General features: G+C 71.9%; 15 protein-coding genes. 11 read left to right on the forward strand and 4 right to left on the reverse strand.

Annotated elements, in window-relative coordinates; translation table 11 throughout:
* Positions 1-3: 3 nt before the first annotated feature.
* Positions 4-1,575: a bifunctional phosphoribosylaminoimidazolecarboxamide formyltransferase/IMP cyclohydrolase gene (purH, locus tag KKZ08_RS23305; protein ID WP_223779152.1), complete on the forward strand. Its 1,572-nt coding sequence runs from the start codon at positions 4-6 to the stop codon at positions 1,573-1,575.
* A gap of 100 nt (positions 1,576-1,675) precedes the next feature.
* Here purH and KKZ08_RS23310 read toward each other — a convergent pair whose 3' ends face one another.
* Complete coding sequence (locus KKZ08_RS23310; RefSeq protein ID WP_223776293.1) at positions 1,676-2,302, reverse strand: hypothetical protein; 627 nt, start codon at positions 2,300-2,302, stop codon at positions 1,676-1,678.
* Between the two features lie 255 nt (positions 2,303-2,557).
* On the opposite strand from KKZ08_RS23310, the gene KKZ08_RS23315 reads away from it, so the two are divergent.
* The 4 genes from KKZ08_RS23315 to KKZ08_RS23330 all read left to right on the forward strand — a co-directional run bounded on the left by KKZ08_RS23315 (position 2,558) and on the right by KKZ08_RS23330 (position 6,277).
* On the forward strand, positions 2,558-3,418 hold the full coding sequence (locus tag KKZ08_RS23315; protein WP_223776294.1) for a bifunctional methylenetetrahydrofolate dehydrogenase/methenyltetrahydrofolate cyclohydrolase: 861 nt from the start codon (positions 2,558-2,560) through the stop codon (positions 3,416-3,418).
* A 127-nt stretch (positions 3,419-3,545) separates the two neighbouring features.
* On the forward strand, positions 3,546-4,187 hold the full coding sequence (locus KKZ08_RS23320) for a DUF3017 domain-containing protein (protein ID WP_263303406.1): 642 nt from the start codon (positions 3,546-3,548) through the stop codon (positions 4,185-4,187).
* A 214-nt stretch (positions 4,188-4,401) separates the two neighbouring features.
* The gene (locus KKZ08_RS23325; protein WP_223776296.1) at positions 4,402-5,568 is read left to right on the forward strand and encodes a sensor histidine kinase; all 1,167 of its coding nucleotides are present in this window, start codon (positions 4,402-4,404) and stop codon (positions 5,566-5,568) included.
* A gap of 4 nt (positions 5,569-5,572) precedes the next feature.
* On the forward strand, positions 5,573-6,277 hold the full coding sequence (locus tag KKZ08_RS23330) for a response regulator transcription factor (RefSeq protein ID WP_223776297.1): 705 nt from the start codon (positions 5,573-5,575) through the stop codon (positions 6,275-6,277).
* On the opposite strand, the gene KKZ08_RS23335 is transcribed toward KKZ08_RS23330, so the two are convergent.
* Positions 6,278-6,610, reverse strand: coding sequence for a hypothetical protein (locus KKZ08_RS23335; RefSeq protein ID WP_223776298.1), 333 nt, complete (start codon positions 6,608-6,610; stop codon positions 6,278-6,280). It lies immediately after the preceding gene.
* 443 nt (positions 6,611-7,053) lie between these two features.
* Here KKZ08_RS23335 and KKZ08_RS23340 point away from each other — a divergent pair, with 443 nt between their 5' ends.
* Positions 7,054-8,178: an XRE family transcriptional regulator gene (locus tag KKZ08_RS23340; protein WP_223776299.1), complete on the forward strand. Its 1,125-nt coding sequence runs from the start codon at positions 7,054-7,056 to the stop codon at positions 8,176-8,178.
* Between the two features lie 379 nt (positions 8,179-8,557).
* Entirely contained in the window at positions 8,558-9,547 is a 990-nt protein-coding gene (locus KKZ08_RS23345; RefSeq protein ID WP_223776300.1) for a malate dehydrogenase, read from the forward strand.
* Between the two features lie 154 nt (positions 9,548-9,701).
* On the opposite strand, the gene KKZ08_RS23350 is transcribed toward KKZ08_RS23345, so the two are convergent.
* Entirely contained in the window at positions 9,702-11,189 is a 1,488-nt protein-coding gene (locus KKZ08_RS23350; RefSeq protein ID WP_223776301.1) for an MFS transporter, read from the reverse strand.
* Positions 11,190-11,280: 91 nt separating this feature from the next.
* On the opposite strand from KKZ08_RS23350, the gene KKZ08_RS23355 reads away from it, so the two are divergent.
* The 3 genes from KKZ08_RS23355 to KKZ08_RS23365 all read left to right on the forward strand — a co-directional run bounded on the left by KKZ08_RS23355 (position 11,281) and on the right by KKZ08_RS23365 (position 13,101).
* The gene (locus tag KKZ08_RS23355; RefSeq protein ID WP_223776302.1) at positions 11,281-12,216 is read left to right on the forward strand and encodes a LysR family transcriptional regulator; all 936 of its coding nucleotides are present in this window, start codon (positions 11,281-11,283) and stop codon (positions 12,214-12,216) included.
* A gap of 79 nt (positions 12,217-12,295) precedes the next feature.
* Entirely contained in the window at positions 12,296-12,541 is a 246-nt protein-coding gene (locus tag KKZ08_RS23360) for a helix-turn-helix transcriptional regulator (RefSeq protein ID WP_223776303.1), read from the forward strand.
* Positions 12,538-13,101, forward strand: coding sequence for a hypothetical protein (locus KKZ08_RS23365; RefSeq protein ID WP_346657890.1), 564 nt, complete (start codon positions 12,538-12,540; stop codon positions 13,099-13,101). The genes KKZ08_RS23360 and KKZ08_RS23365 overlap by 4 nt, the downstream gene beginning before the upstream one ends.
* Position 13,102: 1 nt before the next feature.
* Here KKZ08_RS23365 and KKZ08_RS23370 read toward each other — a convergent pair whose 3' ends face one another.
* Positions 13,103-13,984 (reverse strand): hypothetical protein, encoded by an 882-nt coding sequence (locus KKZ08_RS23370; protein ID WP_223776304.1) that lies wholly within the window; start codon positions 13,982-13,984, stop codon positions 13,103-13,105.
* A 156-nt stretch (positions 13,985-14,140) separates the two neighbouring features.
* Between KKZ08_RS23370 and KKZ08_RS23375 the strand changes: the two genes are divergently transcribed.
* Positions 14,141-15,670, forward strand: coding sequence for an aldehyde dehydrogenase family protein (locus KKZ08_RS23375; protein WP_223776305.1), 1,530 nt, complete (start codon positions 14,141-14,143; stop codon positions 15,668-15,670).
* Positions 15,671-15,684: the final 14 nt, after the last annotated feature.

Below are 15,684 nucleotides of genomic sequence, written 5' to 3' on the forward strand. Positions count from 1 at the left end.
GCTATGAACGCTGCCGACTCGAACGCCGCGCAGCGCCCCGTCAAGCGCGCGCTCGTCAGTGTCTACGACAAGACCGGCCTCGAAGACCTCGCGCGCGGGCTGCACGAGGCGGGCGTCGAGCTCGTGTCGACCGGATCGACCGCCTCGAAGATCGCCGCCGCGGGCGTCCCCGTCACCAGGGTCGAGGAGCTCACCGGCTTCCCCGAGTGCCTGGACGGCCGGGTCAAGACCCTGCACCCCAAGGTCCACGCGGGCATCCTCGCCGACCTGCGCCTGGCGGACCACCGCGACCAGCTCGCCGAGCTGGGCGTCGAGCCCTTCCAGCTCGTCGTCGTGAACCTGTACCCCTTCAAGGAGACCGTCGCCTCGGGCGCCACTCCCGACGAGTGCGTCGAGCAGATCGACATCGGCGGCCCGTCCATGGTCCGCGCCGCCGCCAAGAACCACCCCTCCGTCGCGGTCGTCACCGACCCGAAGCGGTACGCGGACGTCCTCGCGGCGGTCAGGGCCGGCGGCTTCGACCTGACCGCGCGCAAGCGGCTCGCGGGAGAAGCGTTCCAGCACACGGCCGCGTACGACGTGGCGGTGGCCGGCTGGTTCGCCGCGGACTACGCGGCCGCGGACGACTCCGGTCACCCCGGCTTCCTCGGCGCCACGTACGAGCGCAAGAACGTCCTCCGCTACGGCGAGAACCCGCACCAGGGCGCCGCCCTCTACGTCGACGGCACGGGCGGCCTCGCCGAGGCCGAGCAGCTGCACGGCAAGGAGATGTCGTACAACAACTACACGGACACGGACGCCGCGCGCCGTGCCGCGTACGACCACGACGAGCCCTGCGTCGCGATCATCAAGCACGCCAACCCGTGCGGCATCGCGATCGGCGCGAACGTCGCCGAGGCGCACCGCAAGGCGCACGCCTGCGACCCGCTCTCCGCGTTCGGCGGTGTCATCGCGGTGAACCGCCCGGTGAGCAAGGAGATGGCGGAGCAGGTCGCCGACATCTTCACCGAGGTCATCGTCGCGCCCGAGTACGAGGACGGCGCCCTGGACGTCCTGACCAAGAAGAAGAACATCCGCGTGCTGCGCGCCCACCGGGCGCCGGCGAACCCGGTCGAGGTCAAGCAGATCGACGGCGGCGCGCTGCTCCAGGTCACCGACCGGCTCCAGGCCGACGGCGACGACCCCGCCAACTGGACGCTCGCCACGGGCGACGCGCTGAACGCGGGTGAGCTCGCCGAGCTGGCGTTCGCCTGGAAGGCGTGCCGCGCGGTCAAGTCCAACGCGATCCTGCTCGCCAAGGACGGTGCCTCGGTCGGCGTCGGCATGGGCCAGGTCAACCGCGTCGACTCCGCGAAGCTCGCCGTCGAGCGGGCGGGCGAGGAGCGGGCGCGTGGTTCCTACGCCGCGTCCGACGCGTTCTTCCCCTTCCCCGACGGCCTGGAGATCCTGACCTCGGCGGGCGTCAAGGCCGTGGTCCAGCCCGGCGGTTCGGTCCGCGACGAGCTGGTCGTGGAGGCGGCGAAGAAGGCGGGCGTCACCATGTACTTCACGGGGACGCGGCACTTCTTCCACTGAGCGGCACCTGACCTACGTATGACCGCATGACGGTGGCCGCGTCCTTCCCCTCGGGGAGGACGCGGCCACCGGTCGTGCCCCGTGCGGGGGGCCAAGCCGTTCAGTAGCGCGGGCGGTTGAACCACGCGGTGCCGCTGGGGACGACCGGGGCCATCGTGATGATGACGGCGAAGACGACCCAGATCAGCGGGAAGATGACGGCGGTCGCGAGGCCCGAGTCGAGGCCGATGAAGAGGCCGATCAGACCGAGGATGCCGCCGAGCGCGCCGTAGACCACGGTGGTGATCCGCACGCCCTGGCCGCCGCGGCTGAACTTCACGCCCAGCGTGATCGACAGGGCGGCGAAGCCGGCCGCGATGAGCGCGATGACGACGAAGATGCCGGCGGCCGCGTCGCCGAAGTCGCCCGCGCCGCTGAGCCCGAACTCGTCGGCGCTGTCGGAGACGTCGTTCGCGACCGCAGCGACGTAGAGATAGCCGATCGCGGCCAGGATCTGTACCGCCGAGATGAGGAACAGGAAGACGCGCGCGGTGACCAGGAGGCCCGGCATCGACTGCGGCATCATGTTGCCGCCCGGGTAGCCGGGGTAGGCCGGCTGCTGCGGGTAGCCGTAGCCCTGCTGGGGCGGGACGCCGGGCGGGGCCTGCTGGGGATAGCCGTACCCGGGAGCGGCCGGGGGCTGCTGGGGCGGCTGCCCGTAGGGGTTGTTCGGGTCGCCGTAACTCATGGCGGTCTTCCTCCGTCGGGTGGTGCGGGGACGACGCGGCACATCACGGAGGTAGGTCTTACAGATGCGGTCCGTCCCCCCGACACTGCCCGCGGCACTGTGCCGCTTATCGTTCTTTAGGCGCGGCTTATTTGTCCAGCCGCATTCCGTATGTGTTGTGCAAGTGCAACCTCGCTGATCAGCCGGTGGGCCGCCGTGCGGCCGAGGGGGCGCCCTGATTGGTACCGGGCGGGTCTCATCCGGGAAGATGGGGTCATGACCGCCCAGATTCTCGATGGCAAGGCCACCGCAGCCGCGATCAAGTCCGAACTGACCGCCCGCGTGGCGGCCCTGAAGGAGAAGGGCGTCACGCCCGGACTCGGTACCGTCCTGGTCGGTGACGACCCGGGCAGCCAGAAGTACGTCGCGGGCAAGCACCGCGACTGCGCGCAGGTCGGCATCGCCTCCATCCAGCGCGAACTGCCCGCCACCGCCTCCCAGGAGGAGATCGAGGCGGTCGTCCGCGAACTCAACGAAGACCCCGCGTGCACCGGTTACATCGTCCAGCTGCCGCTGCCCAAGGGCATCGACGAGAACCGCGTCCTGGAGCTCATGGACCCGGACAAGGACGCCGACGGTCTGCACCCGATGAACCTCGGCCGCCTCGTCCTGAACGAGCCGGCGCCGCTGCCCTGCACTCCGTACGGCATCATCCGGCTGCTGCGGCAGCACGACGTGGAGATCAAGGGCGCCGAGGTCGTGGTCGTGGGCCGCGGCGTGACGATCGGCCGGCCGATGCCGCTCCTGCTCACCCGCAAGTCCGAGAACGCGACGGTCACGCAGTGCCACACCGGTACGCGTGACCTGGCGGCGCACCTGAAGCGGGCCGACATCATCGTGGCCGCGGCGGGCGTCCCGCACCTCATCAAGCCCGAGGACGTGAAGCCGGGCGCGGCCGTCCTGGACGTCGGCGTCTCGCGCGACGACAGCGGCAAGATCGTCGGCGATGTCCACCCGGGTGTCGCCGAGGTCGCCGGATGGATCTCCCCGAACCCGGGCGGGGTGGGCCCGATGACCCGCGCCCAGCTCCTGGTGAACGTCGTCGAGGCCGCCGAGCGAATCGCTGCCGCGAGCTGACCCGGGAAGGGGCGAGCAGCTCATGAACGCAGAACCCGAGCGGGGGGCCGGGCCGGCTCCGCGGCGCCCGGAGACTCCGGTGCCCCCGAAGACTCCGGGGGCCTCGGAGATGCCGAAGGCTCCGGAGATCGCGAAGGCTCCGGGTGCCCCAAAGGTGACCGAGTCGTCGGGGGCTTCTGCGGGGGCGGAGGCGGCGGAGGCTTCCGGGACTTCCGAGGCTTCCAGGACCGCTGGGACCTCCGGGTCCTCTGAGGCCCCCGGGGCCGCAGAGACCACCGCCACCCCCGAAGCCCACGGCGCCACAGCCACCCCCGAGACCCCCGAAACCGTCCAGGCAAAGGGTGCCGTCAGCGCCCCCGGCCCCGATGGGCAGCCGCGGAAGGTTTCGCGGCGGTTTCCGTTGTTCACTCGGGATACCGCGCGGCCCGAGGGTGGCGGCCGTGCGGCGTCCGGGGACGCGCCCGCGCCCGCCCGGCAGTGGCCGCTGCTCGGGGTCGCCTCGCTGGTCGGGCTCGGGCTGCTGCTGACCGCGCTCGACGTGTTCCGCGTCGGCACCATGCTGGTCGGCCTCGCGCTCGTCGGCGGTGCCCTGCTGCGGTGGGCCGTGCCGGACGTCGGCATGCTGGCGGTGCGCTCGCGCTTCACGGACATGGTCACCTACGGGGCGCTCGGCACCGCCATCGTGCTCCTCGCGATGATGGCGCAGCCCGAACCGTGGCTGGAGATCCCCTTCCTGGACGACACGCTGCACTTCACGATCAGCAGCTAGCGCCCGGCGCCCCCCCCCGCGACGGTGGCCCGTCCTCCCCCGAAGCGCCGGGCCACCGCCGGTCCACGACGTTACGGGCGGCACGGCGGGCGCGTCGTCAGCCGCCCGGCTGACATCCGGATGCTCCGGCGGCGGTAGGCGCGCGGTCCCTGCAACTACCGCGGTACCGCGCATGGTTGACGTCCGCCGCCCGCACCGGGGTTACGCTGCGGCGATGCGGATCCGCCCCCTCGTCGTCGACGCGCTCATCGCGGTCGCCCTGACCACGGTGGCCGTGCTGCTCGGCCAGGAGTCCGTACGGCAGGGCTGGCCGGAACTCGACGCCACGGGATACGCGTTGGTGGTACTGGCCAACGCTCCGGCAGTGCTGCGCGGCAAGGCACCGGTGGCCGTGCTCCTCTTCATCCACGTGGTGTGGATCGTCTACGTACTGGCCGGCTACTGGCCCGTCCTGAACACCTTCGCGCCCATGCTCGCCGTCTATACGGTCGGGTCGCTGCGGCCCACCCGCGTCTCGCTGCCCTGCGCGGCCCTGATGGGCACCGTCTGGATCTTCGCGGGAGTGGTGAGCGGCGGCGCCGGGATGCCGTCCGTCGTCGCCCAGGCCATCGGCTTCCCGCTGGTGATCTGGCGCTTCGGATATGCCGCCCGCCGCACCGCCGAACTGGCCCGCCAGCTCAAGCGGGAGCAGGACGAGCGGGCCCGGCGCGAGGTCGCCGAGGAGCGGGGCCGGATCGCCCGCGAACTGCACGACGTAGTCGCCCACCACATGTCGGTGATATCCGTGCAGGCGGGCCTCGCCACGTTCGTCTTCGGCTCGGATCCGGCCACGGCGCGCGCCGCGCTCACCACCATCTCAGGGACGAGCGGCGAGGCACTCGAAGAGCTGCGCCGCATGCTGCGGGTACTGCGCGCCGAGGACGGCGAGCGGGACGGCGACGCGGCCCCCGAGGCGCCGATGCCTGGGCTCGCACGCCTGGACGACATGGTCGAGCGGGTCCGCGCCGGGGGCGTCCCCGTCACCCTGCGCGTCACGGGCACCCCGCGGCCGGTGGCCCCCGGCGTCGAACTGTGCGCGTACCGCGTGGTGCAGGAGGCGCTGACCAACGTGATGAAGCACGCGCGGGGAGCGGGCGCGGTCGTCGAACTCGCCTACCGCGCGCGGCACATAGAGGTTTCGGTCATCGACGACGGGAAGGGGGTGAATCGAGACAGAGTGCGAACCGGCAGTGGACACGGCTTGCTTGGGATGCGGGAGCGGGCCAAGCTCTACGGCGGGACGATCAGCATCGGCCCGCTGAGCGAGGGGGGATTCGCCGTGCGGCTCACGCTGCCGACCTCGGCGCAGGCCGCGGCTTCGGGGGACGACGGGGCGGAATGACCGGATGACCGGCTCCATCAGGGTACTTGTCGTCGACGACCAGTTCCTCATCCGCGCGGGACTCGTCGGCCTGCTGCGTGCCGCGCCCGGCATCGAGGTCGTCGGCGAGGCGGGTGACGGCGACGAGGCCGTCGAACTCGCCGCGCGGACCCGGCCCGACGTCGTCCTCATGGACATCCGGATGCCGGGGATGAACGGCATCACGGCCACCACGAAGATCCTCGCCCAGGCGCCCGAACCGGCGCCGCGCGTCCTGGTGCTGACCACCTTCGACCTCGACGAGTACGTGTACGGGGCGCTGCGCGCGGGCGCCTCCGGGTTCCTGCTGAAGGACTCGGGTCCCGACCGGTTGCTGGCCGCGGTGGCCGCGGTCGGCTGCGGTGACGCGCTCTTCGCGCCGAGCGTGACGCGGCGCCTCGTCGAGGCGTTCTCGCGGCAGGCCTCGGGGTCGGGGCCCGGCGGCGACGAGTGCCGGCCGCCGCCGGGCCTCGCGGCGCTGACCCTGCGTGAGGTCGAGGTCCTGAAGCTGATCGCGCGCGGCCTGACCAACGCGGACATCGCCGAGCGGCTCTACATCAGCGAGGCCACCGTCAAGACGCACCTCAACCGCACGATGAGCAAACTCGGCCTGGACAGCCGGGCGCAGGCGGTCGTGGTGGCGTACGAGACGGGGCTCGTCACGCCAGGGACGGGCGGGGCGGGCGGCTGATCAGCAGGTGACGACCTTGCCGTAGGAGCCGCGGCCCCAGTTCCACTCCCACTGCTGCTTGTGCTGGTAGGTGAGGCAGCGCGAGTCGGGGCCCCAGTCGATGACGACCTTCAGGTGCATGGCCCGGCCGCAGAGGTTGGTGACCTTCACGTACTTGCGGTGCTTGATGACGTCCCGCTTGACGCAGGCCGGGGCCGTCCCGCGGATCGCGTGGGCCGTGGCGGACGCGGGGGGTGCCGGGGCCGCCGTGGCCGCGGGGGAGGCGGCGAGGGCGGTGCCGAGGAGGGCGGCTGCGGTGATCAGGCCGCCGGCGAGGCGTTTGCCGTACTGCATGTCCGGGTTCCCTTCGTGAGGAGGCGCGGTCCGCTGCTGCGGGCGCCGCCTCACAGACTCTGCCGACCCGGCCCGGCCCGCTGCCACGAACTCGGCCGAAGTACGCCCTTTCGGGTAAAAGAGACGGCGCCCGTCCTCTCCCCCGTGGGAGGACGGGCGCCGCCGTTCAGGGAGGTGTGTTTCCTATGGAATCTCCCGATGTAAGCGGTGCGTTCCGCTCGAGATCCAGAGTCATGGACGCGCCAATCTCGTTCAAGGGATGCCAGGTCCCTGTGGCACGGAGGTGACCATTCCGCAACGGTGTTCTCGGCCTGCAACGAGCCTGCCCCGATGTCTGTGACGCGCCCGTGGCCCATAACGAACCCGTGCGCCCCCGCCCCGGGAACTGACATCCTGGCTTTGCGCATCCCTCTGGGTAGTTCCGGAGGGGAATAGGGGGAGCAATGCCTCGTTGGAAGGCGCTACCAGATGAACTCGACCCGGAAGTCAGGGAGTTCGTCGGCCGGCTGCGCGCGCTCGTCGACCGCAGCGGCCTGAGCATCGCGGCCGTATCGGACCGGACCGGCTACAGCAAGACGTCGTGGGAGCGCTATCTGAACGGGCGGCTGCTCGCGCCGAAGGGCGCGGTCGTCGCGCTGGCCGAGGTCACGGGCACGCAGCCGGTGCATCTCATCACCCTGTGGGAGCTCGCGGAGCGGGCCTGGAGCCGTTCCGAGATGCGGCACGACATGACCATGCAGGCGATACGGATCTCGCAGGCGCGGGCGGCTCTGGGGGAGTTGGGGGCCGATGCGGCCGCGGGCACGGCCAAGAAGTCGCCTTCGGGGGCCGCCGCTCCGGGTGTCGCGAAGAAGGGCAAGCCCGCGCGGCCGGCGCGCAATGGCACCGCGGGCGTGGGAGGCCTGACCGGTGTGGCCGGGCCGGCGGGGGTCTCGCCCACCGTGCCGCCGCAGGCCACGTCCTCCTCGTACGGTGATGCCTCCGCGTCGCCCTTCGGCGCGGCGGGTGCCGGGGTGCCTGCGGATGCCGGGCCCGTGCCCGCCGGGGGCTCGCCCGACGGGCAGCGGCGCAGGCGGAAGGCGACGATGTTCCTCGCGGGCGTGGTCGGTGCGCTCGTCGTCATCGCGGTCGCCCTCCTCGTCCCCGGGCTCGGGGACGACGGCAAGGGCGGCGAGGCGGCCAAGTCGTCCGTGACGCCGAGCAGCAAGGGGGACGCGAAGCTGCCCGACGGGGTGGAGTGCCGCGGGGCGGACTGCGCGGGCAAGGACCCCGAGAACATGGGCTGCGGCGGGGAACTGGCGAAGACGACCTCGCGGGCCACGGTGGGCGGGGCGCTGGTCGAGGTGCGGTACAGCAAGACGTGCGGGGCCGCGTGGGCCCGGATCACCCAGGCGTCACCGGGTGACGAGGTCACCGTCACGGGGTCGGGCGGGGGCGCGTCCGCCGAGCAGAAGGGCACGGTGGACGAGGACTTCGACGCGTACACGCCGATGGTGGCGGTCAAGACGGGGAGCGCGGCGAAGGCTTGCGCGGCGTTGGCCTCGGGGCAGACCGGCTGCACGAAATAGCTCTACGGAGTAGCTGTACGGAGTAAGGCAGCGGGCGGGGCGGAAAAAGGTGGGCGCCGCGCGCATGAGATGAAGGTGCGCGGGCAGGCGCACCGTACCCCCACGGGAGTGGTCAACACCCCCACGGCGGCCGCCACGCTCCCTCCCCCGAGGTGGCGGCCGCCCCCCCGGGGTGACGCTGTGGGCGGGGCCACACGGACCCGGCGGCGAGGGGTGGCCGGGGCGCGATAGCCTGACGGGCGGATCTCTCTTGATGCCAAGAGATCGATCATCGAGAGGCGATCGAGAACTCGAAGAGGCGTCGGCGGGGATCCAGGAATCAGGGGATCCAGTACGAGGGACACGGGACCCCACCGCCAGCTGTCTTACGGAGATCGCCATGACCCGCACTCCCGTGAATGTCACCGTCACCGGCGCGGCCGGCCAGATCGGCTACGCGCTGCTCTTCCGCATCGCCTCCGGCCACCTGCTCGGCGCTGACGTGCCGGTCAACCTGCGCCTTCTCGAGATCACGCCGGCGCTGAAGGCCGCCGAGGGCACCGCCATGGAGCTCGACGACTGCGCCTTCCCGCTGCTGAACTCCATCGAGATCAGCGACGACCCGAACGTCGCCTTCGACGGCGCCAACGTCGCGCTGCTCGTCGGCGCCCGCCCCCGCACCAAGGGCATGGAGCGCGGTGACCTCCTGGAGGCCAACGGCGGCATCTTCAAGCCGCAGGGCAAGGCCATCAACGACAACGCCGCCGACGACATCAAGGTGCTCGTCGTCGGCAACCCGGCCAACACCAACGCGCTCATCGCGCAGGCCGCCGCCCCGGACGTACCGGCCGAGCGCTTCACCGCGATGACGCGTCTGGACCACAACCGCGCCCTGTCGCAGCTGGCGAAGAAGACCGGTTCGTCGGTCGCCGACATCAAGCGCCTGACCATCTGGGGCAACCACTCGGCCACCCAGTACCCGGACATCTTCCACGCGGAGATCGCCGGCAAGAACGCCGCCGAGGTCGTCAACGACCAGGCGTGGCTCGCCGACGAGTTCATCCCGACCGTCGCCAAGCGCGGCGCCGCGATCATCGAGGCCCGTGGCGCCTCGTCGGCCGCCTCCGCCGCCAACGCCGCCATCGACCACGTCCACACGTGGGTCAACGGCACGGCCGAGGGCGACTGGACCTCCATGGGCATTCCGTCCGACGGTTCGTACGGCGTTCCGGAGGGGCTCATCTCCTCCTTCCCCGTCACCGCCAAGGACGGCAAGTACGAGATCGTCCAGGGCCTGGAGATCAACGAGTTCTCGCGTGCGCGCATCGACGCGTCCGTCAAGGAGCTCGCCGAGGAGCGCGACGCCGTGCGCGGTCTCGGCCTCATCTGACGTCACCCCTCGGGGTGCCCCGCCCCCGGCAGCCGTTCACCGGCCGCCGGGGGCGGTTCCCGTTCCGGGTGTTCACCGGTTCGCGGGACCGGGGCGCTCTTCGCCCCTTCAGAGATCTCCGGGGTCCAGAAGGCCAAGGGGACGCCCTGGCCGTCTACGGCGCGGAGGACGACGGCAGGCAGGACGAGGAGGAGTTGCCGGCGGCCGCGCTGGAGTGGTTCTGCCCGCCGTTCGCCCTCTGTCCCGAACCGGATCCGGACTTGCCGTAGCCCGCCGTCACCACCGCCGCCGCGGCGACCACCACCAGCGCCACCACCCGCAGCGCCGCCGCCATGCCGTCCGCGAAGCCGCCCGAGGCGTGGGCGGCGAGCGTCGTTCCGGTGACGGCCACGCCGAGCGCGGCGCCCACCTCGCGGGCCGAGGTGCTGAGGCCGGAGCCGAGCCCCGCCTGGTGGGCCGGGAGCGAGCCGACGACACCGAGCGTGAGCGCGGGCATGCACAGTCCGGTGCCCGCCGAGATGACCAGCAGCCAGCAGGCGTACAGCGCGTAGGGGGTCGAGGCCCCCGCGGTGGACGCGCCGAGCAGGCCGAGACCGATCAGGAGCAGCCCGCCGCCCACCACGGGCCGGGGCCGGCCCGACCAGCGGGCCGCGAGCCTGGGGACCAGAGCCATGCCGACCGTGAGGGGGATGATGGCGAGGCCCGCGCGGGCGGCGCCGTACCCCTTCACGTACTGCAAGTACTGCGAGTTGACGTAGAAGAGCGAGAAGAGCCCGAAGAAGCACGCGGCCGTCCCGAGCGACGCCGCGCGCAGCCGCCGTGAGCCGAAGACCCGGGGGTCGAGAAGCGGGGTGCGCGAGCGCAGGGCGTGGGCGGCGAACGACGCGACGAGCACGGCGCCCACCGCGAAGGCGGCCAGGATGCGGGCGGACGCCCAGCCGTACAGCGGGCTCTCGATGATGCCGAAGAGGAGGGCGAACAGCCCGCCGGTCAGCAGTAGCGTGCCCACCGGGTCCGGTGCGGGCGTCTCCACGGCCTTGTCCGTACGGGGGGTCGTGCGGGCGACCGCCGCCGCGAGCAGTGCGGCGAGCGGCACCATCACCCAGAACAGCGCGCGCCAGGACAGGTACTGGCCGATCAGCCCGCCGCCGAGGTTGCCGGCCAGACCGCCGAGGCCGACGGCGAGCGTCCAGGCGGCGAGGGCGCGCGGCCGGTGCGCGGGCGCGGCGACGCGCAGCAGGATCGACATGGTCGCGGGGGTGATCAGCGCCGCCCCCGCGCCGGACACGCCGCGCCCGGCGATCAGCACCGCCGGAGTGGTGGCGAGCGCGCTGAGCGTGGCCCCGGCCGCGAAGAGACCGAGTCCGCAGAGCAGCGCGCCCTTGCGGCCGTACCGGTCACCGAGCGCGCCGGCCGGGATCAGGAGCCCCGCGAAGACGATGACATACGCGTCGACCGTCCACAGCAGCTCGCTGGAGGACGGGTGCAGGGAGGACGAACTCAGCTGCGGGACAAGGAGGTTGATGGCGGCGACCATGCTCTGCGCGACGAGGACGCAGGCGCAGAGGGCGAGCAGGGCCGACCGCGGCAGCGGGGGTCGCGGGGCGGGCGGCCGGATCGTGGTGCGGGCAGGCGAGAGCAAGGCTCCTCCTGGGGAGCGTCTGACGTGGGATGTGCGGCCACCGTAGGCTCGGGCCCGACCTGCTTTCCAGTGCAACTTTCGCAAGGAATGAATGCGCGTGACGCAATCCAGCTGCGGACCAGGTGTGCCCGGTGCGGGCGGGGCGGGGCTCGACCTCAATCTGCTCCTCGCCCTCGACGTCCTCCTCGACGAGCAGAGCGTGTCCGGTGCCGCCCGCCGCCTGCACCTCTCGGAGCCCGCGATGAGCCGCACGCTCGGCCGCATCCGCAAGGCCCTCGGCGACCCCGTCCTCGTACGCGCGGGGCGGCAGATGGTGCCGACGCCGCACGCGCTCGCCGTCCAGGCCGAGGTGAGCGCCGTGGTGGAGCGGGCCCGCGCGCTCTTCGCCGGGCCCGGCGCCGTCGACCTGCGTACGGTCTCCCGCACGCTGACGATCCTCGGCAACGACGCGCTCGTCGGCGCCTACGGCCCCGCGCTCTTCGCCCGCGCCGCGCGGGAAGCGCCGGGCGTCCGGCTCCGCTTCCTGGGGGAGAGCCACGAGGACGCGCCCCTGCTGCGGCAGGGCACCGCCGACCTGGAGCTGGGCGTGATCGGTGAGACCGCGCCCGAGGTGCGCGTGGAGCACTTCCGCGACGACCGGATGCTCGGCGTCGTACGACCTGAACACCCGCTGCTGCGTGGCGAGCTGACGGTGCATCGATTCGCGGCGGCCGACCATGTGACCGTCTCGCGCCGGGGGCGTCTGACCGGGCCGCTGGACGCCGCGCTCGCCGAACTCGGCCTGAGCAGGCGGGTGGTGGGCAGCGTGGGGACCTTCGCCGCGTCCGCCTTCATGCTGCTGCGTACGGATCTGGTCGGCCTGGTCACGTCGTGGGCCCGCCCCCTGACGGACACGCTCGGCCTCGTCACCTTCGAGATCCCCCTCGACCTGCCGCCGCTGCCGCTCGGCATGGCCTGGCACCCCCGGCACGACGCGGATCCGGCGCACGCGTGGCTGCGGGAGTGTGCGCGGGAGTTGCTCATGTGACGGGGGAGTCGCTGGGGCGCAAGGTACCCGGCGGCGGCTTCTCTTGCTGACCTGCTTCTGAATGTAGTACTTCTTATACATGAGCGAGCAAGTGCACAACAGATTGGCGATGGTGCGCGCCGAGCGGAAGGTGTCGCGTCAGAGCCTGGCCGAGGCAGTGGGGGCCCACTACCAGACCATCGGCTACATCGAGCGGGGGCAGTACAACCCGAGCCTCGACCTCGCGCTGAAGATCGCGAAGTTCTTCGGGCTGCCGGTCGAGGCGCTGTTCTCCCTCGAACCGTTTCGCCCGCTCACGGATCAGGTCTACGGGAGGAACCCATGATGACGACCGACGAGAAGCGTCCGGTGACCGGCTACGACCGGCGGATGTACGCGATCATGAACCGCCGCGAGGGGGCCTCGCTCTACGCCACCGCGGCCCGTCGCCGCACCGCGGTCGTCGTCCACATGGCGCTGACCGGTGCGAGCATCGTCGCCTGGCTCGGCACGGTCCTCGGGCACCAGGAGTGGGCCGTCTACGTCATGCTCGGGCTCCTGCTGCCGTGGTGCGTCGCGACGGGCGTCATCAACGGCGCCACCCGCGGTCTGCTCGAACTGCGCTCCCGCGTCCTCGACGAGCGTCAGCGGGCGGAGAAGGACCGCGTGGTGGCCCGCGCCCACGGCGTGATGATGTGGCTGCTCCTCGGCGCGGCCGTCGCCGTCGGTGCGGCGGGGCTCGCCGGCCAGAAGCTGGGGGGCCTGGTCTTCCCCGTCCTGTTCAGCGTCTTCGTCGTGCACTGGCTGATGCCGCTCTGGGTGGCCGGCCTCACGGCAGGGGACGAGCCGGACCTCGACGATGACGATGACATCGTCGAGGCCGTAGGGGCTGCCGGAGCCCTGTGAGTCACGCCTTCTGGAGGTGTTCCTTCAGCTTCGCCACGTCCACCGACTCCTTCGGCGACGGCGTCCTGGCCGGCACCGGCTCGCCGTAGTCGGTGAAGCCCGTCGTCGTCCGCTCGCCGCCGTCGTCGTTCTTCACGGACTTGACCAGGCGCGGCTTGCCTTCGGCCGCGATGTACATCGTGTTCTTCCTGCCGTCCTCCGTCTCGGTCAGCGGCACGACGTCGATGCCGTCGACCGTCGTGGGCTCGCGCTTCTTCAGCGACTTGGTGTCATCGGTGTCGTCGGCGTCCCGCATCTCCCGCTGGAGCTCCTTCAGGTCACAGACTCCGACGGCGTCCTTGAGCATGGCGTCGCCGGTGGTGCCGTGGATGTAGCGGCCCTTGAAGAGCTCGGCGGCGGCCTTGCCGTCGCCGCCGGGGGCCTGGGTCTTCCAGAACGCCTCGTCCGGCTTCATCCACACCTTGTCGCCGCGCTTGACCAGATCCAGCGAGGCGCCGCGGGCGTCCTTCATGGTGCCGGCGCAGTTGCCGTCGCGGTCGAGGGTCAGTTCGAGGGAGGCCGGGTCGTCCGAGCCCGAGTCGGCGTCCGAGTCCGCATCCGCGTCGCGGCCGCTGCCCTTCGCCGTGGTGTCCCCGCCCGTCCGCTTCATCGAGATGTGCACCGACTCCGCGTCCAACAGCTCCTGCTTCGCCTTGTCGGAGATCTTCCGGGCGCTCAGGTCCGCGACACCGTTGCCGCCCCCGCCGCGGGCCTTGCCGCCGTCTCCGGCGCCGTCTCCGTCGTCGCCGTTCGAGGAACACGCGGGTACGGTCAGCAGGGCGACCGCGCAGCACAGCGCACCGCTCCAGACGCGCTTCCGGGAAACTCGGGACATTCGGCTCATTGCGTCACCTCCGGTGACAGAACGTGTATCGACTGTGCGTTTCGCCCCGAGTGCCCACCCGCGCAGTGACACAGCGCACTTTCAGCCACCGGATGCGCATGGTTTCTCCGCCCCTGGGCAGGGGCTCCCGGCTACCGCGTGTAACGGGCGGTGCAGATGACCAGGAACGGAAGGCATACGGGCGTGTCCGCACAACAGACCATCCATGTGGGCGGAGAGTGGCTGAGCGCCGCCTCCGGCGCCACCCGCGAGATCCTCGACCCGGCAGATGCCAAGCCGTTCGCGCTCATCGCCGAGGGCGGGACCGAGGACGCCGACGCGGCCATAGCCGCCGCGCGCAAGGCCTTCGACGAGGGGCCGTGGCCCACCACGCCCGTCGCCGAGCGTGCCGCCCTGCTGCGCAAGGTCGCCGACCTCCTCGTGCGCGACCGGGAGGAGATCGGCCTCCTGGAGAGCCGCGACGCGGGCAAGACCCTCGAAGAGGGCCGCGTGGACGTGGACTGCGTCGCCGACGCCTTCCGCTACTTCGCCGACCTGGTCATCGGAGAGGGCGCCGGGCGCGTCGTCGACGCGGGCAGCGACGACATCCACAGCGTCGTCGTGCACGAGCCCGTCGGTGTCTGCTCGATGATCACGCCCTGGAACTACCCGCTCCTCCAGGCCAGCTGGAAGATCGCCCCGGCGCTCGCCGCCGGCAACACCTTCGTCATCAAGCCCAGCGAGGTCACCCCGCTGACGACGGTCGCCCTCATCGACCTGCTCGTCGAGGCCGGTCTGCCCGCCGGTGTCGCCAACATCGTCACCGGCCCCGGCCACACCGTCGGCGCCCGCCTCGCCGACCACCCCGACGTCGACCTGGTCTCCTTCACCGGCGGCCTCGTCTCCGGCACCAAGGTCGCCCAGGCCGCCGCGCTCGGCGTGAAGAAGGTCGCCCTGGAACTCGGCGGCAAGAACCCCAACGTCGTCTTCGCCGACGCCTGCGCCACCGAAGAGGGCTTCGACACCGCCGTCGACCAGGCGCTCAACGCCGCCTTCATCCACAGCGGGCAGGTCTGCTCCGCCGGTGGCCGCCTCATCGTCGAGGAGTCCGTCCGCGAGCGCTTCGTCGCCGAACTCGCCGACAGGGCCCAGCGGATCAAGCTCGGCCGCGGCACCGAGGACGGCGTGGAGTGCGGTCCCCTCGTCTCGCAGCAGCAGCGCGAGAAGACCGAGATGTACGTCGCCTCCGCCCTGGCGGAGGGCGCCGTGCTCCGCTGCGGCGGCAAGCGCCCCGAGCCGAGCGACGTACGGCCCGCCACCGGCTACTTCTACGAGCCGACCGTGCTCGACCAGTGCCACCGCGAGATGAAGGTCGTACGGGAGGAGGTCTTCGGGCCGGTCCTGACCGTCGAGACCTTCCGCACCGAGGACGAGGCCGTCGCGCTCGCCAACGACACCGAGTACGGCCTCGCGGGCGCCGTGTGGACCGCCGACTCGGGCCGCGCCCGCCGCATGGCCCGCCGGATGCGCCACGGCACCATCTGGATCAACGACTTCCACCCCTACCTGCCGCAGGCGGAGTGGGGCGGTTTCGGCAAGAGCGGCGTCGGGCGCGAGCTCGGCCCCGCGGGACTCGCCGAGTACCGCGAGTCCAAGCACATCTACCAGAACCTGGCGCCGCGCCCGGTCCGCTGGTTCGCGGGCTGATCCGCCCGCTCATC

It is taken from the genome of Streptomyces sp. 135, assembly GCF_020026305.1.
GTDB lineage: Bacteria > Actinomycetota > Actinomycetes > Streptomycetales > Streptomycetaceae > Streptomyces.